The 20,966-nt window shown below is 68.4% G+C and carries 19 protein-coding genes and 1 tRNA gene; 7 read left to right on the plus strand and 13 right to left on the minus strand.

The features are described from left to right. The 11 genes from WC326_12700 to lat form a co-directional block, all read right to left on the minus strand. Positions 1-438: Spi family protease inhibitor (locus tag WC326_12700; GenBank protein MFA7331921.1), on the minus strand; the 438-nt coding region annotated here is incomplete at its 3' end. Between the two features lie 481 nt (positions 439-919). After that, entirely contained in the window at positions 920-1,522 is a 603-nt protein-coding gene (locus WC326_12705; GenBank protein MFA7331922.1) for a hypothetical protein, read from the minus strand. Positions 1,523-1,704: 182 nt separating this feature from the next. After that, a complete protein-coding gene (locus tag WC326_12710) occupies positions 1,705-2,460 on the minus strand; it encodes a citryl-CoA lyase (GenBank protein MFA7331923.1) in 756 nt (251 codons plus the stop codon). A 159-nt stretch (positions 2,461-2,619) separates the two neighbouring features. Continuing rightward, complete coding sequence (locus tag WC326_12715; GenBank protein ID MFA7331924.1) at positions 2,620-3,762, minus strand: aminotransferase class I/II-fold pyridoxal phosphate-dependent enzyme; 1,143 nt, start codon at positions 3,760-3,762, stop codon at positions 2,620-2,622. A 59-nt stretch (positions 3,763-3,821) separates the two neighbouring features. After that, positions 3,822-4,490 carry an HAD-IB family phosphatase gene (locus WC326_12720; GenBank protein MFA7331925.1) on the minus strand — a complete coding sequence of 223 codons (669 nt, stop codon included), beginning with the start codon at positions 4,488-4,490 and terminating at the stop codon, positions 3,822-3,824. Then, positions 4,487-6,139, minus strand: coding sequence for a S41 family peptidase (locus WC326_12725; protein MFA7331926.1), 1,653 nt, complete (start codon positions 6,137-6,139; stop codon positions 4,487-4,489). The genes WC326_12720 and WC326_12725 overlap by 4 nt, the downstream gene beginning before the upstream one ends. Further along, on the minus strand, positions 6,136-6,765 hold the full coding sequence (tmk, locus tag WC326_12730; GenBank protein MFA7331927.1) for a dTMP kinase: 630 nt from the start codon (positions 6,763-6,765) through the stop codon (positions 6,136-6,138). The genes WC326_12725 and tmk overlap by 4 nt, the downstream gene beginning before the upstream one ends. Next, entirely contained in the window at positions 6,762-7,565 is an 804-nt protein-coding gene (gene lgt, locus WC326_12735; GenBank protein ID MFA7331928.1) for a prolipoprotein diacylglyceryl transferase, read from the minus strand. The genes tmk and lgt overlap by 4 nt, the downstream gene beginning before the upstream one ends. Further along, positions 7,566-8,309, minus strand: a complete 744-nt coding sequence (rsmI, locus tag WC326_12740) for a 16S rRNA (cytidine(1402)-2'-O)-methyltransferase (protein MFA7331929.1) — start codon at positions 8,307-8,309, stop codon at positions 7,566-7,568. Then, on the minus strand, positions 8,306-9,139 hold the full coding sequence (locus WC326_12745) for an NAD+ synthase (GenBank protein ID MFA7331930.1): 834 nt from the start codon (positions 9,137-9,139) through the stop codon (positions 8,306-8,308). The genes rsmI and WC326_12745 overlap by 4 nt, the downstream gene beginning before the upstream one ends. A 115-nt stretch (positions 9,140-9,254) precedes the next feature. Continuing rightward, positions 9,255-10,571, minus strand: coding sequence for an L-lysine 6-transaminase (gene lat / locus WC326_12750; GenBank protein MFA7331931.1), 1,317 nt, complete (start codon positions 10,569-10,571; stop codon positions 9,255-9,257). 274 nt (positions 10,572-10,845) lie between these two features. Between lat and rnz the strand changes: the two genes are divergently transcribed. From rnz to WC326_12785, 7 genes are all read left to right on the plus strand, one after another. Then, the gene (rnz, locus tag WC326_12755; protein ID MFA7331932.1) at positions 10,846-11,820 is read left to right on the plus strand and encodes a ribonuclease Z; all 975 of its coding nucleotides are present in this window, start codon (positions 10,846-10,848) and stop codon (positions 11,818-11,820) included. Between the two features lie 262 nt (positions 11,821-12,082). Continuing rightward, entirely contained in the window at positions 12,083-12,793 is a 711-nt protein-coding gene (locus WC326_12760) for a hypothetical protein (protein MFA7331933.1), read from the plus strand. 127 nt (positions 12,794-12,920) lie between these two features. Further along, entirely contained in the window at positions 12,921-13,781 is an 861-nt protein-coding gene (motA, locus tag WC326_12765; protein MFA7331934.1) for a flagellar motor stator protein MotA, read from the plus strand. A 3-nt stretch (positions 13,782-13,784) separates the two neighbouring features. Further along, a complete protein-coding gene (locus WC326_12770; GenBank protein MFA7331935.1) occupies positions 13,785-14,600 on the plus strand; it encodes a flagellar motor protein MotB in 816 nt (271 codons plus the stop codon). Positions 14,601-14,726: 126 nt separating this feature from the next. Continuing rightward, a tRNA-Lys gene (locus WC326_12775) sits at positions 14,727-14,798 on the plus strand. Positions 14,799-14,886: 88 nt separating this feature from the next. Next, entirely contained in the window at positions 14,887-15,789 is a 903-nt protein-coding gene (lipA, locus tag WC326_12780; protein MFA7331936.1) for a lipoyl synthase, read from the plus strand. A gap of 46 nt (positions 15,790-15,835) precedes the next feature. Next, entirely contained in the window at positions 15,836-16,570 is a 735-nt protein-coding gene (locus WC326_12785) for an isoprenylcysteine carboxylmethyltransferase family protein (GenBank protein ID MFA7331937.1), read from the plus strand. Between the two features lie 87 nt (positions 16,571-16,657). Here the strand turns inward: WC326_12785 and rdgB are convergent, their stop codons facing one another. Next, positions 16,658-17,293, minus strand: a complete 636-nt coding sequence (gene rdgB, locus WC326_12790; protein ID MFA7331938.1) for an RdgB/HAM1 family non-canonical purine NTP pyrophosphatase — start codon at positions 17,291-17,293, stop codon at positions 16,658-16,660. Between the two features lie 5 nt (positions 17,294-17,298). After that, on the minus strand, positions 17,299-20,895 hold the full coding sequence (locus tag WC326_12795; protein MFA7331939.1) for a hypothetical protein: 3,597 nt from the start codon (positions 20,893-20,895) through the stop codon (positions 17,299-17,301). Positions 20,896-20,966 lie beyond the last annotated feature (71 nt).

A 20,966-nucleotide genomic window follows, 5' to 3' on the forward strand; every position in this document is an offset into this window, starting at 1 on the left:
CGCCTGATTCTCGGCGCAGCTGCCGCCGGTGGCGCGCAGGGTCAGCACCGCGCGCTCCTCTTCCTGCAGGCGCGTCACCAGGGCCGGGGGCAGCTCGCCGTCCAGCAGGCCTTGCGCGGACCAGCCGACCACCGGGCGCAGGGCGTCGTCGCCCGAGGCCAGGATCCAGCCGCCCTGATTCAGGCTGACCAGATAGAAGACCGGCTCGGCGGCGTCCCAGGCCAGCGCGTGGACGCTGCTGATCTGGGCATCCTGGAAGCCCGCGCTCCGGGCGGCCCAGGCCGCGGCCATGGCGCTCACCTGCGTCGGGCCCAGCGGGGCGGCCCACGCCGGGGTCAGAACCAGAGTCAGAGAAAACAGCGCGGACAAGGCCCGGATGATGGGACGGGTGGAAGACGATGGATCGAAGCGACCAGCGGCGGAAACGCGGTGGAACATTTTGAATTCCCTTCGTGGAATATTGAAATCTCGACGTGTGGGGGTTCAGTTTCAATGCGACCATAATGCAAATATGTTCAGAACAACGTCGGCGCGATAACCAGGGTCGGCAGTCATGCGGTTTGGATACGGCCCCAACGACGAGTGACTGAAATTGTGCTCCCTCCAAGCAAGAATGCTCAGGGTCACTTTGCCAAAGGGACATAAAACGTCCCATCTCCCCAGCCAGAAGTTGGGGAGTCCGAATAATCCAGCGATCTCGTTTCCCAGCGCTCGGATTTGCGCAACAGCTGGCGCAATCTGTGCCCCTGGTATCCTAATGACAACGCAGAACTTATGCCAGAATCGGCTGCCTTCCTGAACCAGTTTCAAAGCTGGGCTGCTGGGAAGCGATTTCGGGGCACAAAGCTGAGGGAGCTGCGGCCGGGCCGGTCGGGATCGAGGTGTGGAATGGGGGTCTGGGAGGGCGATTCCGGCGGGATCAGGCGCGCGGGTCGGTGAAGGATTTTCCGCTGCCCACGGCCCAGCTGATGATCAGGCCCGTGATGCCCCAGCCGAGCAGCAGGTCCGCCAGATTAGTGAGCGTCCAGGCTGGGCCGGCGTGCCACCAGTTCCAATCGGGTAGTTGGTTGAGCACGCCACCCGCCAGCACGGCTAGTTCCAGCACGCCCCAGCGTTTCCAGAAGGGCAGGGCGCGCAGCTGCCAGGCCACCAGGGTCAGCAGGGTGGCGCCCAGCAGATGGATCAGCAGGGTGTTGAGGAACCAGGCGGGATGGGCGGGATCCTGGCCCGCGGCGCGCACGGCCAAAAAGGCCACGGGACCCTGGCGGGAAGCGTCCAACTGGCCGTCCAGCCGGGCGATCAGGGAGTCGTCGGGCAGGCCGGCGGGCTGGTGGTGGGGATTGGGCAGCAGATAGACGCCGGACGCTGGCGCCGCCTGTCTCAGAAAGGCCTGCGCCGCGGCCTCATCGGACAGCGGGAGCAAGGTGGCCTGATGCCAGGAGAGCACGCTCCAGGAGAAGGCAGTCCAAAGGAAGGCCGTCAGGCCGCCGATGAAGCCGCCGCGGAACAGCGCTCTCAGCATGGGGTCTCTCCTCGGGAAACGGACACGAAGGGCACGAAGAGAAGAGAAGAACACGAAGATTCTGGTTGGGTGACGGGATTCCATTCATGATCGGGTGAGGTCATGAGATCAGGAACTCCAAACCACGGCCTCTTCCCGCTCTTCGTGAATCTTCGTGGCCTTCGTGTCCTGCCTTGGCCGTGCTAGGGCAGCTCGCGATCCGCGGGACCGGCGTATTCGCCGCCCAGCGGCCCCAGCTTGCGCATGGGCTTCTGGGTGGTCCACTCCTCGAAGACGTGGGCCACCAGCCCGGGCACGCGGGCGATGAGGAAGAAGCCCTTGCCCAGCCGCCAATCGAAGCCCATCTCCGAGATGATGGCCGCGATGGCGCCGTCCACATTGAGCGGCAGCTTGTGCGCTGATCCCTTCTCCAGCTCCTCCATCAGGGCCGCCGCCAAGCGGATGTGTGGACCCGTGAAGCCGCACTCGTCGGCCAGCGTGAACAGAGCGCTGGAACGCGGGTCGCGGGCGTGGATGCGGTGCCCGTAGCCCGGAATGCGCTTGCCCGCCGCCTTGAAGCGGGCCACCAGCGCCGGGGCGTCCTCGCCCTTGGCCACGGCCTCCTGGAGAATCTTCGCGCACTGCTCGATGGCGCCGCCGTGGCTGTCGCCGATGGTCAGCACGCCCGCGGCTACCGCGGCGTTCAGGCTGTTGCCGCCGCTCATCACCGTGCGGGCCGCCAAGTTGGAAGGCGGCGTGATGCCGTGGTCGATGGAGGAGACCAGCATGCCCTCCATCATCCGCGCCTCGGCCGCGCTGGGCAGCTCGCCCTTGAGGATCAGGAAGACGGTCTGGGCGAAGGTCAGCTGGCGGATCATCGCGGTGATCTCGTAGCCGCGCACGCGCAACTCGCCGGCGGCCGTCTTGGTGATGGACGTGGTCCAAGTGGCCTCGCTCACGGGCTATTCCTTTGTTAGAGGGACACGAAGGTCACGAAGAGCGGAGAAGGGCACGAAGCCGATGTGAGGGTCTGGAGTTCAGCGGCAGCTGGAGCCACTTCGAAATCCATCCTTCAGTCGCCTTCGTGCAGCTTCGTGTTCTTCGTGTCCAATGCTACGTCAGTTCGCCAGCGCCAGGGCCTGGGCCAGGTCGTCCACCAGATCCTGGACGTCTTCGATGCCCACGCTAAGCCGCAGCAGGGCGTCCGTCAGACCGTAGGACTCGCGCTGAGCCCGGGGCACCGAGGCGTGGGTCATGCCCACCGGGTGGTTGACCAGGCTCTCCACGCCGCCCAGGGACTCCGCCAGGCTGAAGATCTTCAACGCACGCGCGACGGTCCGGGCGGCCTCGTAGTTCTTCAACTCGAAGGAGAGCATGCCGCCGTAGCCCTGCATCTGGCGCTGGGCCAGGTCGTGCTGCGGGTGGGTGGGCAGGCCCGGATAGTGCACGGCGGTCACCGCCGGATGCTCCTCGAGGTAGTGGGCCACGCGCAGGGCGTTCTCGAAGTGGCGCTCCATGCGCACGCCCAGGGTCTTGGTGCTGCGTAGCAGCAGGAAGCACTCGAAGGGCCCGGGCACCGCCCCCGCACTCTTCTGCACGAAGGCCAGTTTGGTCTGCAGCTCATCGCTGTTGTGCATCAGCACGCCCATGATCATGTCGCTGTGTCCGCCCAGGTACTTGGTGCAGGAGTGCAGGACGATGTCCGCACCCAGCGCCAGCGGCGACTGGAAATAGGGCGAGAGGAAGGTGTTGTCCACCACCAGCAGCACGCCCCGCTCCTTGCAGAGGGCGGCCAGGGCACGGATGTCGCTCAGGCGCATCATGGGATTGGTGGGCGTCTCCACGAAGAGCAGGCGTGTGGCCGGCGTAAGGGCCGCGCGCACCTGATCCAGCTCCGCCGTGTCCACGAAGCGGCTGCGCAGGCCCCAGGGTTCCATCACCTGGGTGAGGAAGCGCCAGGTTCCGCCGTAGACGCCCGCGCTGCAGACCAGTTCGTCGCCCTGGCGCAGCAGGTGCATCAGGCCCTGCAGGGCGGCCAGGCCGGAGGAGAAAGCGTGCCCGTGGCGGGCGTTTTCCAGCGCGGCCAGATTGGCTTCCAGCGCGCTGCGGGTGGGATTGCCCGCGCGGGAGTAGTCGTAGCCCCGTGTGACACCGATGTCTTCCTGGACGAAGGTCGAGCTCTGGAAAATGGGTTGGCAGATGGCGCCCGTCAACGGGTCGACCTGATTGCCGGCGTGGATGGCCCGGGTGTTGAAACGCATGCGGTCCCCTGTCTTGGCGCGGTCGGGTGTGGGTCCAACGCCAACCCGCCCGGGCCGGCTCAAGGACGGGCCGGAGACAGCCGCCAGTCGCGATTCCGCAGCTCCTCCGCCACCTGGTCAAAGGTAGTGAAGGACAGGAAGCTCCGCCCTTCGCTGCGCAGCTGTCCAGCCAGGCTGGAGCGGGCGAACACCAGCTCGGCCTCGCGGGCCGGGCAGAAATCCGTGGCACCGTCGCCCACGTAGATCACGGGCCGGCCCTGCTGCTGGCGTTGGCGCAGATGCCAGGTCTTGCAATGGTTGCACTGGTTGCGGATGCGCGGCGAGTGGGCCGGCAGCACGCGCCAGCGGCCGGGCTCCACGCGCAGATCGTTGGCGCGCACCTGGACCAGCGCGGCCAGCGGACCCAGCACGTGCCGGATGAGGGGCAGCAGTCCGCCGCTGAGAACCACCGGTTCCAGACCCTGACCGGCGGCCTCCCGCAGGAACTCGGCGCAGCCCGCGCGCAGGCGCGTGGCGCCGTCCAGCCAGGCCAGGGCCTCGGCCAGGGGCAGGTCCAGCAGATCCATCTCCGCCTGCAGTTTGACGTTCTCCGGCAGGCTGTCGTCGAATTCGATGGCCCGCCAGTCCCGGCCGTCGGGCAGGCGCCGTCCGAACTGGTCCAGCAGCTGGACCAGCGTGTCCTCCTCGGTCAGCGTGCCGTCGAAATCCAGGAAGAGCGCGGGGATCATGTGCCCTGCAGACCCAGCGCGCGCCGGTACTCGCCTTTGCCGGACAGCAGCTGCAGGGCCTGCTGGAAGACCTGGTCCTGCTTGAGCGCCTCGCGCGAGCGGGCCGCCTGGCCGGCGCGGTGGTCGATCAGCTCGAGATCCAGCAGCTGCGCCAGCTCATCCTCGTGGGCCTTGAACTGCTGGGGCAGATTGTCGCCCAGCGCGGCGCGCATGGACTCCAGGGCCTTGGCGCCCTCGGGGCCCACGCGCTCCTCCTCGAGAATCTTCTTCAATTCGTCCAGCTGCACCGAGCCCCGGGGCTGGTACTTGAACTCCTTCTCGTTCAGGTAGGCGCGGAAGTCCGCCAGCAGGCTGGTGCCGCTCGCGTCCGCGGGCAGGGCGCCGGCGGCGGAGCGGTCGTCCACGAAGTCCGCGAACTGGTTGGCGCGCCAGAGTTCCACCGCCAGCCAGCTCTGGCGCTCGGGCTTCACCTCCACGTCCGGCGTGATGCCGCGACCGCTGATCACGGGCCGGCCCTGCTCGGTGTGGAAGAGCGTGTCCGCCAGCGTGCTGTCCGCCACGTGGTCCAGCACCTCGTTCTTCTCGAAGTAGTCGATGCGCTGGATCAGGCGGCCCGAGGGCAGGTAGTAGCGCGCGGTGGTGAGCTTCATCTTGGCTTCCTCGTCCAGGTCCAGCACGCTCTGCACCAGACCCTTGCCGAAACTCTGCTGACCCACGATCAGCGCGCGATCGTGGTCCTGCAGGCAGCCGGCCACGATCTCGCTGGCGCTGGCGCTGCCGCCGTCCACCAGCACCACCAGCTCACCCGTGAAGACCGGATCGCGCTCGGCGCGGATTTCCTTGATCAGCTCGTTGTTGCGGCCGCGGGTGACCACGATGGGCGTGCCCTTGGGCAGGAAGAGCTCGGAGACCGCCGCCGCCTCGCGCAGCAGGCCGCCGGGATTGCCGCGCAGGTCCAGGACCAGGCGCTTGAGACCTTTGGCTTTCAGCTCCTCGATGGCCGTGGCCAGATTCTCGCCGGCCAGCCCGGAGAAGCGCACCAGCCGCACGTAGCCCGTGCCCGTGGCGGGATCCACCAGCTCGGCCAGTTTCACGTCCTGGATGTTGATCAGCTCGCGGACCAGCGTGTAGTCCTTGACCTCCCGCGAGCCACTGCGCCGGATGCCCATGGTGACGGGGCTGCCGGGCGCGCCCTTGATCAGCCGCACCACGTCGGAGAGCGGCTTGCCCGTCACGTCCACGCTGTCCACGCGCGTGATCTCGTCGCCGGGTTTCAGGCCGGCTTTCCAGGAGGGCGAGCCCTCGAAGGGACTGATCACCGTGATGCGTTTCTCCGATCCGCGCAGGCCCACCTCCATCCCGATGCCGCCGTACTGGCCGCGGGACATGTCGTCCAGCTCCTGGGCGGCTTCTTCGATGAAGTAGTCCGAGTAAGGATCGAGCTCGTCCAGCAGGCCGCGGATGGCCGCATTCATGGCGGCCTCGGGGTTGATCTGGTCCACGTAGCGGAAGGCCAGGTTGCGATAAACCTCGCCGAAGCGGATCAGGTTGTCGTGCACGTCCTGCAGGTAGACTTCCCGGTCGGGCTGCTGGCCGGCGCCCATCAGGAACAGGAGCAAGAGGGGGAGGAGGCGGATCATGCGCTTCATGAAGGGTCCCTTCTGCCTGGAAACAGGCGGAGCAGATCGGTTTCGATGCGCTGGAACACGTCAGCGGGCGAGCCGTCCGCGTCCACGCGCAGCACGCGCGCGGGCTCGTCCCGACAAATCGTCTGATACCCGGCGGCCACGCGCTGGAAGAACTCCAGCCCGGCGCGTTCCATCCGGTCCCGGCCGCCGGTGCGAGCCAGGGCGGCGGCGGCCGGCAGGTCCAGCCACCAGGTGCGCTCGGGCCAGGCCAGTTCGCGCACCAGCCCGTTGAGCGTGCGGACCGTCTCCAGGGGCAGGCGCCGGCCGTGGCCCTGGTAGGCCGTGGTGCTGTCGGCGAAGCGGTCCAGCAGCACGATCTGGCCTTCGACCAGCGCCGGCAGCACGCGCTCCTTCAGCAGCTGGATCCGCGCGGCGGTGTACAAGAGCAGTTCGGTCTCGCCGGCCATGGCCGTGTGCGCGGGATCCAGCAGGAGGCCGCGCACAGCCTCCGAGATGCGCGAGCCACCGGGCTCCCGGAAGCAGGCCACGCGCCAGCCGCGCTCCAGCAGCCAGGCCTCCACGCGCCGGAGCTGGGTGCTCTTGCCGCAGCCATCCAGCCCCTCGAGGCTGAGCAGGCGTCCGTTCACGTGGCACTCCGGCCGGCCCGGGCCGCCAGGCTGCGATAGAGGACCAAGCCCACCGCGAACATCCCCAGCGTGAGCAGCTGGCTGGTGGTGACCGACCAGGGGCCCAACTGGCCAAGGATCATCGAGGCCTCGTAGTCGCGCAGGAACTCCACGATGAAGCGGGCCGGCGAGTAGCAGATCAGGAACAGGGCGAAGATCTGGCCCGGGAAGCGCCGCGCGCGCGCCGCGAGCAGGAGGATCGTCATCAGCACGAGGTCCGCCGCGATCAGGTAGACCTGGGTGGGATGCACCGGTCCCAGGCTGTGCAGGTGGCTGTGCTCGGGATAGGTGAGGGCCCAGGGCAGGTCGCAGGACTTGCCGTAGCAGCAGCCGTTGAGCAGGCAGCCCACCCGGCCCAGCGCCATGCCCAGAGCCAGGCTGGGGGAGAGCAGGTCAATGACGTCCAGCACGGAGTGGCCGCTCTTGCGCGTGTACCAGATGGCGACGGGGATGGCCGCCAGCACGCCGCCCAGCAGCACCAGACCGGCGATGCCGAAGTTGCCGTCGGGCTGGATGGGGTTGACGACGGACCACCAGTCGCCGCGGAATTCCTCCACATGGGTCAGGACGTAGAGCCCGCGCGCGCCCAGCATGGAGCCCAGCAGGATGGCCGTGGAGAGGTTCTCGACGAACTCCTTGGGGATGCCCCGGCTCCTGCCCCGGCGGACGGCCAGGAAAATGCCGGCCAGGAAGGCCAGCATCATCATCAACCCATAGGTGGACAGGCGGAAGTTGCCGAGCTGGAACAGGGTGGGATACATCTACTCCTCGTCCTCCGGGCTGTCGTCCTTGCCCCGCTTGTGGCGCCGGTCGCTGGCCCGGGCGCCCTCCAGCACCAGGACGAACTCGCCCCGCACGCCGGTTTCCGCGAAATGCCGCTGGACCTCCGCCACGTCGCCGCGCACGAACTCCTCGTGCAGCTTGCTGATCTCCCGTGCCACGCAGAGCCGGCGCCCGGGCACGCTCTCCGCCAGGGCGGCAAGCGTGTGCTCCAGCCGGTGCGGAGCCTCGAGGAAGACTGTCGTCTCCGGCGAGGCGGCCAGTTCCGCCAGCGCCGTCTGCCGGCCTTTCTTGCGCGGCAGGAAGCCCAGGAAACGGAAGCGGTCCGTGGGCAGCCCGCTGGCGGCCAGGGCCGGCAGGATGCTGCTGGCGCCGGGCAGCGCGCTCACCGGGAAACCCTCGTCCAGCGCCGCGTTCACCAGCCGGTAGGCCGGATCGGAAATGCCCGGCATGCCGGCGTCGCTGATCAGGGCCACGGTTTCGCCCGCGCGCAAACGCGCCACCAGCCGCTGCCGTTCCCGCTCGGTGGAGAAGTCGTGGTAGGAGCTCATGGGCGTGGCGATGCCGAAGTGGTCCAGCAGGCGACGGGAGAGGCGCGTGTCCTCCGCGGCGATGTGCTGGGCCTCCTTCAATACCTCCACGGCACGCAGGGTCATGTCGCCCAGATTGCCGATGGGCGTGGGGACCAGGATCAGCCGGCCGCCCTCCGCGCGCGGGGCGCTCACGACCGGCTGTCCCGCTGGTAGAGCCAGTCCGCGCCGATGGCCCGCGGCCCCACCTTGGCGATCACCGGGGGCAGGCGCTTGAAGTGGCTGCGGGCCACCCGGTCCAGCAGCCCGTCCACGGCCTCCGGCGGAAAGCCCTCGGCGACGATCTCGGCGCGCGGGCGGCGCAGGTCCACCGCGCGGACCAGGATGCGATCCATCAGTTCATAGCTCCAGCCCAGGTCGGCCTCGTCGGTCTGGCCTTCCTCCAGGTCGGCGCTGGGGGCCTTGTCCAGGATGGCGGCGGGGATCCCCAGCTCGCGGGCCAGGGCGAAGACCTGCTGCTTGTAGAGGTCGCCGATGGGATTGACGGCGCTGGCCAGGTCGCCGTACCAGGTGCCGTAACCCAGCAGCAGCTCGGTCTTGTTGGAGGTGCCCAGCGGCAGGGCCTGCCAGGCCAGCGCCGCGTCGAAAATGCAGACCATCCGGCAGCGGGCCATCACGTTACCCAGCCGGCGCGGATCGGGTTCGCCCAGCGCCGGGGCCAGGCCCCGGGCGAAGTCCAGGGTCATGGGCGTGATGTCGATCTCCCGCGTCTCCAGGCCCAGCTGCCCGGCCAACTGGCGGGCGTCGGCGGCGGAGGCGGGCTGGGAGCCGCGCCAGGGCAGGATCAGGGCCAGCACATTCGCGGGGCCCAGGGCTTCCGCTGCCAGGGCGGCCACCAGGGCGGAATCGATCCCGCCGGAGAGGCCCAGGACGGCGCGCTCGTGTCCGGTTCCGCGGATGGATTCCCGCAGGAAGCGCACCAGATGAGCGCGGACGGCGGGCAGGTCCAGGGATAAATGCTTCATGCTGGAAAGTGATAAATGAAAGCCGCGCTGACCGCATGCCGGGCGGCGTTCTCGCAGGAGAGGAAGGGGCGCGCCGCAGCGCGCCCCTGTCCCGTGATGCTCAGGTCGCCGGACCTCAACCCTTCAGGGCCGTGTCCAGGATTTCCAGCGCCCGGTCGATGTCCGGGGCCGAGACCGCCAGATGCGGCCGGATGCGGATGCTCTTCTCGCCGCAGGGCAGCACGAGCATGCCCTGATCGTAGCAGCGGCGCTTGATCTCCTTGCGCTGCTCGGGATCCACGTCCAGGGCACACATCAGGCCCAGACCGCGAGTCTGGCTGACCTGGGCGTGGCGGGTCTGGATCTCGTGCAGGCCGGCCAGCAGGCGCTCGCCCATGATCCGGGCGTTCTCCACCAGGTTCTCGTCGCGCATGATCTCCAGGATGCGGCGGAAGCGGATCATGTCCACCAGGTTGCCGCCCCAGGTGCTGTTGATGCGCGAGGGCTCGCGGAAGACGTTGTGCTCCACCGTGTCCACCCGCGGTCCGGCCAGGATGCCGCAGACCTGGGCCTTCTTGCCGAAGCTGATGGCGTCGGGCTGGACGCCGTGGTGCTGGTGGGCCCAGAACTTGCCCGTCATGCCCATCCCGCTCTGCACTTCGTCGATGATGAAGAAGATCTCCAGCTCGTCGCAGAGGCGGCGCAGCCCCTGGAAGAACTCCGGCCGGAAGTGGCGATCGCCGCCTTCGCCCATGACGCCTTCGACGATCAGTCCGGCGATTTCGTGCGGACGGGCGGCCGCCGCGCCGCGGATGGCGGCATAGCAGGCTTCTTCGGCCGCGCCGACGCGGGCGCTCTCGGCCTCACCGGCCGGGTACAGCATGTAGGGCGGATCCACCCGCGGCCAATCGAAGCGCGGGAAGTACATGTACTTGCGCGGGTCGTGGGTGTTGGTCATGGAGAGCGTGTAGCCCGAACGGCCGTGGAAGGCGTTCTTGAAATGCAGGATGGAGAGCTTGTTCTCGTGGACCACCCGGCCGGCGGCCAGGTTCATCCGGTGCTTCCAGTCGAAAGCCGTCTTGAGGGCGTTCTCCACCGCCAGGGTGCCGCCCTCGATGAAGAAGAGGTGGGGCAGGTAATCGGGAATGCCCACCTCGCCGAAGACCGCGACGGTCTCGGCCATCTCGCAGGTGTAGAAATCGCTGTTGGTCACCTTGTTGATGGCGGCCCAGCCGATTTCGGCCAGGAAGGCCGGTTCCGTCAGCTTCGGGTGGTTGATTCCCACCGCGTTGGAAGCGAAAAAGCTGGTCATGTCCAGGACGTCGCGCCCGGTGCGCGCGTCGCGGATCCAGCTTCCGTGGCTGTGTTGCAGGTCGACGACCAGATCGAGGGCGTCCACCAGCATGTGCTTGCCGATGACGGCGTGCACGTCCTTGGGATTAATGCGGCTCATATGGGCCTCCTTTATGATGAATCCCGTGAAGGTCAAGACCGACAGGGGTTTACCGGATGAGAGTAGCGTTTCCCCACCGATGCGACAAGACGGCGGGGCTTTACTATTCTCCACCTCCTGCGTGGACGCCATGTGCCCTTGCAGGCTGTGAATTTTGATTAGCCAAAGTTCCGAAAAATATCTATCAAAGCTCAAGAGAGTGCGCTAACTGTAGCCGCCAAAGCCTCGGGAGCGCCCCTCGGAACCCGGCTGAGTTTGAGAAAGACGCGCCCGCATGATCGACGTGATATTCCTGGGCACCAGTTCCGCCACCCCCACCCCGCGGCGCAACGTCAGTTCCCTGGCGCTGTTGACCGAGAAGGAAAGTCTGCTGCTGGACGCCGGCGAAGGCACCCAGCGCCAGATCCTGCACAGCGGCTTCCGGCGCGGGCGCATCGACCGGATCTTCATCACGCACCTCCACGGCGACCACCTCTACGGCTTGATCGGCCTGCTCAGCAGCTTCCAGCTCAATCGCCGGGAAGAGCCTCTGCTGTTGGCCGGCCCGGCGGGGTTGGCCCGCTACGTGGACTTCATGAAGCGCTTGTCCCAGACGGACTTTGGCTATGAACTGATCATCCAGGAGTGGGGGGCCCTGCAGGAACCCACGCCCGTCCTGGAAACCGACGATTTCGTGCTGACGGCCGCGCCCCTCCGGCACCGCCTGTACACGCTGGGCTACCGCCTGGAGGAGAAGACCCGGTTGGGCCGCTTCGACGGCGAGAAGGCCGACGCTCTAGGCGTGCCTTTCGGACCCGAGCGCGGGCAGCTGCTGCGCGGGATGGACGTCACCCTGGCTGACGGGCGGGTGGTGCGCAGCGCCGAACTGGTGGGCGAGCCGCGGCCGGGCACGGTCCTGGCCTTCTGCACGGACACCACCTACTGCGCGAATTCCGTGGCGCTGGCCCGGGACGCCGACCTGCTGATCCACGAGGCCACCTTCCTGCCCGGCGACGCGGCCCAGGCCCGGCGCACGCTGCACAGCACCACCGACGACGCGGTGCGCGTGGCCCGGGAGGCGGGGGTCCGGCAGCTGGCGCTGACCCACTTCAGCACGCGCTACATGGGCGACATGCGACCCGTGCAGCAGGCCGCAGAGGCCGCTTGGCCGGGCGTGATCGTGGCACGGGACTTCATGCAGATCCACCTCCGGGCCGGCGCAGCGCCGCAGGTGGGCGATTCCCGGGCTCCCAAGTCCGCGGAAGCCTGACCGCGCTGCCACCGCGACCAACTGAGCAATTCTGCCCACTGCGGATTTCTGATAGTGTGGAAGTTCCAGGCCCAGCCGCCAGATTGTGGACAACTCGTGAGTTAATGGATTGTCAAGCCCGGACGGACAAAAATGGCCGGGGCGACGATTCCGGAACACATTGACTTGTAATGGTGAAATGAGCTTGTCCACCATTTTTTGGTCTGGCCGGCAGTCGGCCCCGGCAGTGGCTTGAACTTGTGGATAAGTCCGGAGAGAGGCAGTGAAAAGCACCAGCACCACGTGCTATCTGCTTGATGGACAGGGCATGGAACTCCACGTGCGGCGTCAGCATCCCAGCTGGCTCCGTCCGGCAGGAGCCTTTTGGAAAATCCTGAACGAGCAGGGGAAAAAGACTGCAGATCATTCCGTGGAAATCCGGCTCTTCGCGAGCCCTGCCTGGGGTGGTGCGGAGGCTTTTTCCCAGCCCGGCCAGGTGCTGGAACGGGTGGCGGCCGGGCCGGCGGAGATTGCGTCCTGGCTGAAGCGCGACGCCCGACGTCGGCAGTCGGCCTGCCTCTACGTGCTGGTGAGTGAGGATCCGGCCCGGCGCGAGGAGGCCCGCAGCCTGGGCCTGTCCGTGCTGGACTTCGCCGATCTGCTGCGTCGACTGGGTCTGGGCGCGGCCATGGGGGCGGCGGAAGCGCCCAAACCCAAGCCGCCGCGCGAGCCGGCCATTCTCAAGGGCGGCAAGGTGATGGGGGAGGCGGAACTGCGCTGGTGGCGCGAGCAGCTGGAGCTGCCCGAGGAGGCCGAGCCGGATCCCCAGGCCGCCCAGGCGGCGGAGGAGCAGCGCCTGGCCCACTGGCTGGGCGCGGAGGCGGATGATCCGCGTGTGCTGGAGCACCGGGACGAGGACTGGATGGAGCGGAACTTTCCCGCGGAAGCTGAGGAAAACCGGCCGCGGCGTGCGCCCAAAGCCAAACGGCGCTGAAAGCTCCGGGCCGCGCGGCTAAGGATTCGCCCACCTTGTGACGATCATGCAGACAAGTCCCGACGGATGGCGCGAGCCACGGTCCCGGGCGGGACTTGCCTAAGGCTGACAGCGAGGAACTTCTTTCGTGAACCTGATCATCGGAATCATCACTGTTTTCGGCTGTGTGATCACCGGCTTCGTCCTGGAAGGCGGACACATCGCGGCCCTTTGGCAACCGCTGGAGCTGCTGATCCTGTTTGGCGCCGCCTTCGGTGCGATGATCATCGCCAATCCCTTCAGCGTGATCAAGGCCGTGCTCGCCGAGATCCCGGCCGTGATGAAGGGTCCACGCTACACCAAGACCGACTACCTGCAGCTCTTCGGCATGATGGGCGACGTCTTCAACAAGATCCGGCGCCAGGGGCTGGTGGCCATCGAGGCGGACATCGGCAAGCCGGACTCCAGCGAGATCTTCAGCAAGTACCCCAAGATCCTGGCCGACCATCACACCATCGAATTCATCCAGGACTACCTGCGCCTGGTGGTGTCGGGCAGCATGAACACCTTCCAGCTGGAAAACCTGATGGACGTGGAGCTGGGCACGCACCACCACGAAGCGGAGGCGCCGGCCCAGGCCGTCAACCGGATCGCGGACGCCCTGCCGGGATTCGGCATCGTGGCCGCCGTGCTGGGCATCGTGATCACCATGGGCGCCCTGGATGGTCCCGCCGAAGAGCTGGGCCACAAGGTGGCCGCCGCCCTGGTGGGCACCTTCCTGGGCATCCTGTTCGCCTACGGCGTGTTCGCCCCGCTGAGCACGGCCCTGGAGCGGCGCGCCCGCCAGCAGGCCGACTGGTTCGTGGCCATCAAGACCTGCTTCCTGGCCAGTCTGCAAGGCTACGCGCCGCAGATCGCGCTGGAGTTCGGCCGCAAGACCGTGCCCTCCGAGTGCCGGCCGGACTTCGAGGAGCTCTCCAACTTCCTCCGCGGCGCGAAGAAGGAATAGGTCATGGCGGACGCAAAACCGGCCGAGCAGCCCATTGTCATCAAGCGCATCGTCGCGGCGCACGGACACCACGGCGGCGCCTGGAAAGTGGCCTTCGCCGACTTCGCCACCGCCATGATGGCCTTCTTCATGCTGATGTGGATCCTGGGTCAGGCGGACAAGAACCAGAAGGCCGCCATCTCCAACTACTTCAACAATCCCACGGTGGTGGATCTGGGCGGCGCCTCCGGCGTCTCGGGCACGGAATCCGGCACCGAAGGCGGCGAGGCGGACCTGGGCGCGCCGGGGGGCGAGGAGGCGGAGAAGGCCTCGCTGGAGCAACTGCAGGCGCAGATCCAGGACGCACTCAACACCTCCGCCGCCATGGAGCAGTACAAGGACCAGATCCAGGTGGAGATGACTCCGGAAGGCGTGCGCATCCAGATCATGGACAAAGAGTTCAGTTCCATGTTCGCCCTGGGCAGCGCCACCCTCGAGCCCAGCGCCCTGGACCTGCTGCACGAACTGGGCCGGGCCGTCTCCACGGTGCCCAACCGCATCTCCATCAGCGGCCACACGGACGCCCTGCCCTACGGCTCGCCCACCTACACCAACTGGGAACTCTCCAGCGACCGCGCCAACGCGGCGCGGCGCGAGCTGCTGCGCGGCGGCCTCGCGCCGGACAAGATCGGCCGGGTGGTGGGGCTGGCCAGCCAGGCCCTGCTCTTCCCGGACCGGCCGGAGGATCCCATGAACCGGCGGATCACCATCCTGGTGATGAACAACCAGACGGAGCAGGCCATCCGCCAGGAGGGCGGGCAGTTGGTGCACGTGGAATAGGCCCGCAGCCCGCCGGAATCCGCCGCCGCCTGCCGGCGCCCTGGGCCGCCCGGGCGGCTTCGTTGCACTCCAAGCCCAGCCGCCCTATCTTGGACGCGTCCCGGCGGCGCGCCTCCTGGACGTGTGGGGGGTGTAGCTCAGTGGCAGAGCAGCGCCCTTTTAAGGCGTAGGTCGATGGTTCGAGCCCATCCACCCTCATGTGCGGCATCGTGGGTCGCTGCCCCGCGCCGTTCCCCCACCGCGGCCCTCCAGCCGCTTTTTTCTTGTTGAAGGAAGGGAGCTTCGCGTGAGCGAACAACCCGCCGAGCCCCGGCTGCGCAAGCCCGACTGGCTGAAAGTACGCCTGCCCTCCGGCGCGGGCGTGGTCAAGATGAACCAGCTGCTGCGCCAGAAGAAGCTGGTCACCGTCTGCGAGGAAGCCCGCTGTCCCAACATGCACGAGTGTTGGACCCAGGGCACGGCGACCTTCATGATCCTGGGCGACACCTGCACGCGCAGCTGCGGTTTCTGCAACGTGAAGACCGGCCGGCCGGGCACGGTGGATTGGGACGAGGCGGACCGCGTGGCGGAAGCCGCCGGCCAGATGCAGCTCAAGCACGTGGTGATCACCAGCGTGGACCGCGACGAGCTGCCCGACAAGGGCGCCGGCCTGTTCGCGCTGACCATCCGCAAGGTGCGCAAGGCCCTGCCCGAGGCCACCATCGAGGTGCTGATCCCGGACTTCCGCGGCGACGCCGCCTGCCTGCGTCTGGTGCTGGCGGAGAAGCCCGACGTGCTCAACCACAACGTGGAGACCATCGCGCGGCTCTACCGCACGGTGCGGCCCCAGGCCGTCTACCAGGAGAGCCTCGAATTGATCCGCCGGGCCGCCCAGGCCGGCTTCTTCACCAAGAGCGGCTTCATGGTTGGGCTGGGGGAGACGGACGCCGAAGTGCTGGAGCTCATCCGCGACCTCAAGGCCCACGACGCGCGCTTCATCACCATCGGCCAGTATCTGCAGCCCACCAAGCAGCACCTGCCCGTGGAGCGCTACGTACATCCGGACCAGTTCCTGGAGTACGCGCGCTTCGCCAAGAGCCTGGGCGTGGAAAAGATCCAGGCCGGGCCGCTGGTGCGCAGCTCGTATCACGCCGGCGACGAGGCGGCGGAGGCGGGGGTGACGGTCCAGTCGGGCCACGTGTTCGGCTGAGAGCCTGTTCCGACAGGCTGCTAAGGTCCAGCTGACAGGGGGATTCGTGGAGCTACAGCAGCGACTCTGCACCCAGGGCGACACTCTGTTCCGCCTGCGCAGCTATGTGCCGCTGGTCTTCCTGGCGGTGCTGATCCTGGCCCTCTGGCTGGAGGGCTCCGCCGCCCTGCCACTCTCCGCCAGCTGGATCTGGGCCTGCGTGGCCGTCTCCCTGGCGGGCCAGTTCATCCGCGCCGACGTGGTGGGCCACACGCCGGACGGCACCAGCGGGCGCAATACCAGCGTGCAGGTGGCCAAGCAGCTCAACACGGTGGGCTGGTACAGCGTGGTGCGGCATCCGCTCTACGTGGGCAACGCCCTGATGTGGCTGGGGCTGGCCCTGCTGCCGGGCCTCTGGTGGCTGACGCTCTTGGTCATGCTGGGCTTCTGGCTCTTCTACGAACGCGTCATGCTGCGCGAAGAGGAATTCATCAAAGGCGAGTTCGGCGCGGCCTTCACGGCCTGGGCCGCCGTGACCCCGGCCTTCCTGCCGCGCGTCTCGCGCTGGCAGCCCTGGGCTCTCTCTTTCTCGTGGAAGAACGTGCTGCGGCGGGAATTCTCGGGCTTCTTCGCCCTGGTGGGACTCTTCGTCCTGCTGCTGGTGCTGCGCGAGTTCTTCGCCGGGCAGACCGTCGAGTTCAGCAGCGGGCAGAAGCTGGCCCTCTTGGCGGGCCTGGCCACCTATCTGATCCTCTACGTGCTGCGCCGCTGGACGCGCGTGCTGCACGAGCGTCCGCGCTGATCCGTTGCCTCTTTCACCACAGAGGCACAGAGGCACAGCCAAGGCACTTTGAGGAAATCAGCGTTGTGACGGCCCTGCCTTAAACCCTCAATTCATCTCTCTGTGTCTCTGTGTTGGTTCCCAACCCAAAGACGAGCGCAGCCAGGAGACTAGCTCAGCCACGGCCCGGCCCCGGTGGCTGACGGCGTTTTTCTCCTCCAGGGTCAGCTCGGCGAAGCTCTTGCCCAGCTCGGGCAGCAGGAAGACCGGATCGTAGCCGAAGCCGCCGGTCCCGCGCGGCGCGCCCAGGATCCGTCCGTGACACAAGCCGCGCAGCAGCGTCTCACGGCCGTCCGGCTCGATGACGGCCAGCACGGTGGCGAAGCTCGCCTGGCGCCGATCCTCGGGCACGACCGCGATCTCCCGCACCATCCTGGCCACGTTGTCGGCGTAGCTGCAGGCTTCGCCCGCCCAGCGCGCGCTGTAGACGCCCGGCGCGCCGCCCAGCGCCTCCACCATCAGGCCGGTGTCGTCCGCCAGACAGAGTCCGCCGGCGTGGGCGAAGAGCGCGCGCGCCTTGATCAGCGCGTTTTCCTCCAGCGTGGCGCCGTCCTCGACGGGCTCGGCGAGCTCCGGGAAGTCGCGCAGGCTCTTCAGCTCCACAGGGCCGAAGGCCTCCTCCAGCGTGTGACGCAGTTCGATCAGTTTGTGGGCGTTGCCGGTGGCGACGTGGAGTCGGGGCAGTCCGGTCACTTCTCCTCCACCAGCCAGTAGTCCCGCGGCCGGAGCCGGCGCAGCGCGTGGCCGGGTGCCCGGGCCGCCAGGTAGTCGTCCGCCAGCTCGAACTGCCGCTCCGGCCCGATGATGAAGAACTGGGTCCCGGGCAGCGGCAGCCAGCCGCCCTCCGCCAGGCCCGGGAAGACGCGCGCGTGCACGGCCAGCTTGCGCGCCTCCAGTTCGGCCGGCAGCTGCGGGTCGTCCAGCAGGCCGATGAGCCCACGGCGGAAGCCGCGCAAATCGTCCAGGCGTGTGGTTTTACCGCTGAACGGTCCCGTGTGCCGGCCGTACTCGTCCACCCATTCGACCAGTTGCAGCTCCAACGCCCGCTGGCGCGTGCGCTCGTCATAATCCAGCGCTGTGCGCGAACCGCCCAGCGCCGTGATCAGGGCCGTGCGCGTCCGGGCGGCATCCACGGGCGGCGCCTGTCGCACGCGCTCTTCCACAAAGCTCAGCGTCTGGGAGAGATCGGGACAGCGCTCGGCGTAGTAGCGCAGGACGCCGGTGCGTTCCCGGGGCCGGATGCCGTTGGAGTAGGCCAGTCCGGCGGCCCAGGTCTGCATGAACAGCCCCTGGTCGCTGCCGCCGCCCAGCAGGTTGCCGGCCAGGTGGTTCAGCAGGTCCTCGCGCGTCCAGGCGTGTTGCCAGGTCAGGGGTGCGCTGGCGATGACCACGCCGCTGGAGGAACCGGGATCCAGCAGACCGCGGCAGGTTTCCGGCTGGTCGACGCCCAGCAGGCGGGTTCGAACCTGCAGACCCGTCAGGATCATCGCGCTTCGATCCACCTTCTGTTCGCGCTCCGCGGGATCCACCCGGCGCTCGGCCACCGAGGCGGCCAGGGGCCGCACCTGGTCCCAGGCGGCCCGGCTGCCCGTGAACCAGGCCCGGCGCCGGCCGCAGCGGTTCACCAGACGCAGGTCCAGTTGGGTGAGCAACTCGGCCGAGTCTGTCAGCTCGCGGGCCAGGCGGGCCCAGTCCGCGGCGAAGGACTCCGCGGGCAACTCGGCGCCGAAGGCGGCCAGATCCCGCACGGCCAGTTCCAGCACCTGCCAAGTCGCCGCATCCAGGGCACTCGAACTGAAGTTGGGATCCAGCCGAATCAGGTAGCGGGCGCGCCCGTCCGCGGGGGCCTCCAGCAGGCCGCGCGTCCAGGCCAGGCAGGAATCCGGGCGCCCCGGCCATTGCTCGGGCAGGCGTGCCAGTCCGCGGAGCAGGTCCCGGGCCGCGGGGGGCAGATCCTGCAGGGCCCAGGCGCAGCGGAAGAGATCGTGCTCCTGGGTAAGGAAGCAGCCCGCCCGCAGCAGTCCGGGTTGCCGGCGCTGCGGCCACGCCGCGGCGGGGATCTCCACCCAGCTCTCCTCGCTGCCCTTGCGCGTCTCCCGCAGACCGGACAGTTCCCGCCGGACAATCTCCCGCAGGCGGGGACGGTTGGCTGCGGACCAGTCCGCGTCGGTCAGGAAGCGCTCCAGCCAGCGGATGCCCGTGCGGCACTCCTCCGCGCTCGTCCCCACGGAGGTGAAGACCAGCTCCGCCCGGCCCGCCTCCAGATCCGTGTCGAGCCAGCAGCCGGCCCAGCTCACCTCCCGGCGCAGGGCGTCCTCCACCTGGCGGAAGTCCAATGTGTCCGTTGCGCCCCGCAGCCCGCTTTGCGTGAGCAGGGCGGGCAGGGCGGAGAGCCAGGGCAGGCCCGCGAGGGGGCCCACATCAAAAGCCAGATCGAAGCGCGCTCCCTGCATGCCTTCGAAGACTCCGTGCAGCAGCGGGACTCCGCCGGCCAGCGTGTGTTCCTCGGTCAGGATCTCGGGGTCGTAGTCCAGCGGCAGGGTGGCGGGCAGCTCGGGCACGGGCAGGCCGGCGCGCTGGGCCTCCAGCTCGGCGCTCACCTGGTCGTAGTCGGCGGCGAAGCGGCGCAGGGCCTCCTGGCGGTCCGTCACACCGTAGGCGGTCTCGAGGGAATCGGCGAAGGCCTCCAGCCGGGCCAGCCGCTCGCTCTCCTTCTGCTCCAGCAGCGCCGGATTGCTGCGCGTGCCGACGACGTGGGGCGGCGTCTTCAGCAGCCCCAGCTGGTCCAGCAGCGCGGAGAAAGGATTGCCCGCCCGCTGCAGGCGCTGCTCGATGTCGGCCAGGGCGGGTTCCTCGTCCAGGCGCAGGCGGAATTCGCCCGTGGCGCGCAGGTTGCGCAGGTGGTCGGCCCAAAAAGAACTCGTGCCGCGCTGGCCGAAACCAGGCGGATGGTCCAACAGGCCGCGGCCCTGGCGGCGCTGGGAGGCCAGCAGGGCCAGTGCGCGCTCCTTCAGGGACTCCAGTTGCGGCTCGCCGGCCCGCCAGGCAGAAATCTCGCCCAGTCGAGCGAGGATCCGGGCGCGGATCTCCGTCAGACCCGCCACTGTCACACGGGAAGGAGGCAGGCTGCCCATTCCCAGCCAGACGGCCTGGCCCGGCGCATCCTCGATCCACATGCTGAGCCAGGCCGCGCCCAGCGGATCCGCCGCGTGGGCCGGATCGATGAGTTCGTGATACAAGTCGGAGCTCTCCCCCGAGCCGGCCACGGAGAGAAAGAGCTGGGCAAAGAGGAAGTCCGGGCGCGCCAGCTTGCGCGTGGGGGGCCAGGCCGCCAGCAGCAGGGCCGGCTCGCCCTCCCGGGCGCCGGGCGCGTCCACCACCTCCGTCAGCAGCCCGGCGGCGGGCCGCAGCGGCGGCAGATCGCCGCGTGTACGGGTGGAGAAGTCCGGGCGCTCGGGCTCCACACGACGCAGCAGGCTGTCCAGCTTGGCCAGCAGCGGTTCGTTCATGCCGCCCGCGGGCAGCACCAGCTCCACGCCCATGTTGCCCAGGAAGTGCGACTCGCGCTGGAAGTCGCGGATGTCCCGGGGCGTCAGCCGGCGGATCTCCGCGGGAATGCCGCCCTGGTAGGCCGCCTGGGGGTGGTCCGCGCCGAACAGCGCGGCGTTCAGGCGGTGAGAGGCGCGGCTCCAGCCATTGTCCCAGCTGGAGAGCATCTCCGTGTAGACCGTGCCCTTCTCCTCCAGCTCGAGGCCCGCCGGCCCGGACTTGGGTCCCACGTGGCAGACCTCGCGCCGGATCTCCTCGTCGCTGAAGTCCGGGTGCAGGAGCGCGTCCAGGCGGTCGCCGAACTCCGTCAGGAAGGCCTCCTCGCCCAAGGCCGTGCTGAAGTGGTAGCAGGTCTCCAGCTGGCCCGTGAAGGCGGTGGACGAACTCAGGCGGAATTCCTCGGCGTTGGCCACGGAGAGGCCGCGCCGGCCCTTGCCCAGCAGCAAATGCTCGAGTGTGTGGGGCTCTCCCTGGTGGCCGCTGACGGGCGTGGCGATCCACACGAAGGCCTGAGGCGCGGTCTCCAGCGGGAGCAGGTCCACGGTGAAGCCCGACTCGTGCACCAGACAGGCCCCGGCCGTGCGGCCCTGGCTGTCCAGGTAGAGGTGGCGGCAAGCGAAGCCGTGCAGCTCGCCCTGCTCCTGGAAGCGATCCAGGGGCGAGGCCGCCGCGCGGGCGGCGATGATCAGCAGCAGGCCGGCCGCGGCCCGGCGACTGGCAGGACGGATGTGCGACATGGGAACTCCCGGTTTCGAAGCGAGCTCAGGCCCCACATCAACCGGAACGTTTCATCCTCGGCGCGAAGAGG

This window comes from Candidatus Delongbacteria bacterium (assembly GCA_041675285.1).
In the GTDB taxonomy this organism is placed as follows: domain Bacteria; phylum CAIWAD01; class CAIWAD01; order CAIWAD01; family CAIWAD01; genus CAIWAD01.

Coding starts and splice junctions, on each gene's coding strand:
- WC326_12745 (MFA7331930.1), bottom strand. CDS start 9,139: ATGAAGCATTTATCCCTGGACCTGCCCGCCGTCCGCGCTCATCTGGTG.
- lgt (MFA7331928.1), bottom strand. CDS start 7,565: ATGTATCCCACCCTGTTCCAGCTCGGCAACTTCCGCCTGTCCACCTAT.
- WC326_12705 (MFA7331922.1), bottom strand. CDS start 1,522: ATGCTGAGAGCGCTGTTCCGCGGCGGCTTCATCGGCGGCCTGACGGCC.
- WC326_12795 (MFA7331939.1), bottom strand. CDS start 20,895: ATGTCGCACATCCGTCCTGCCAGTCGCCGGGCCGCGGCCGGCCTGCTG.
- WC326_12720 (MFA7331925.1), bottom strand. CDS start 4,490: ATGATCCCCGCGCTCTTCCTGGATTTCGACGGCACGCTGACCGAGGAG.
- rnz (MFA7331932.1), top strand. CDS start 10,846: ATGATCGACGTGATATTCCTGGGCACCAGTTCCGCCACCCCCACCCCG.
- WC326_12725 (MFA7331926.1), bottom strand. CDS start 6,139: ATGAAGCGCATGATCCGCCTCCTCCCCCTCTTGCTCCTGTTCCTGATG.
- WC326_12715 (MFA7331924.1), bottom strand. CDS start 3,762: ATGCGTTTCAACACCCGGGCCATCCACGCCGGCAATCAGGTCGACCCG.
- WC326_12770 (MFA7331935.1), top strand. CDS start 13,785: ATGGCGGACGCAAAACCGGCCGAGCAGCCCATTGTCATCAAGCGCATC.
- lat (MFA7331931.1), bottom strand. CDS start 10,571: ATGAGCCGCATTAATCCCAAGGACGTGCACGCCGTCATCGGCAAGCAC.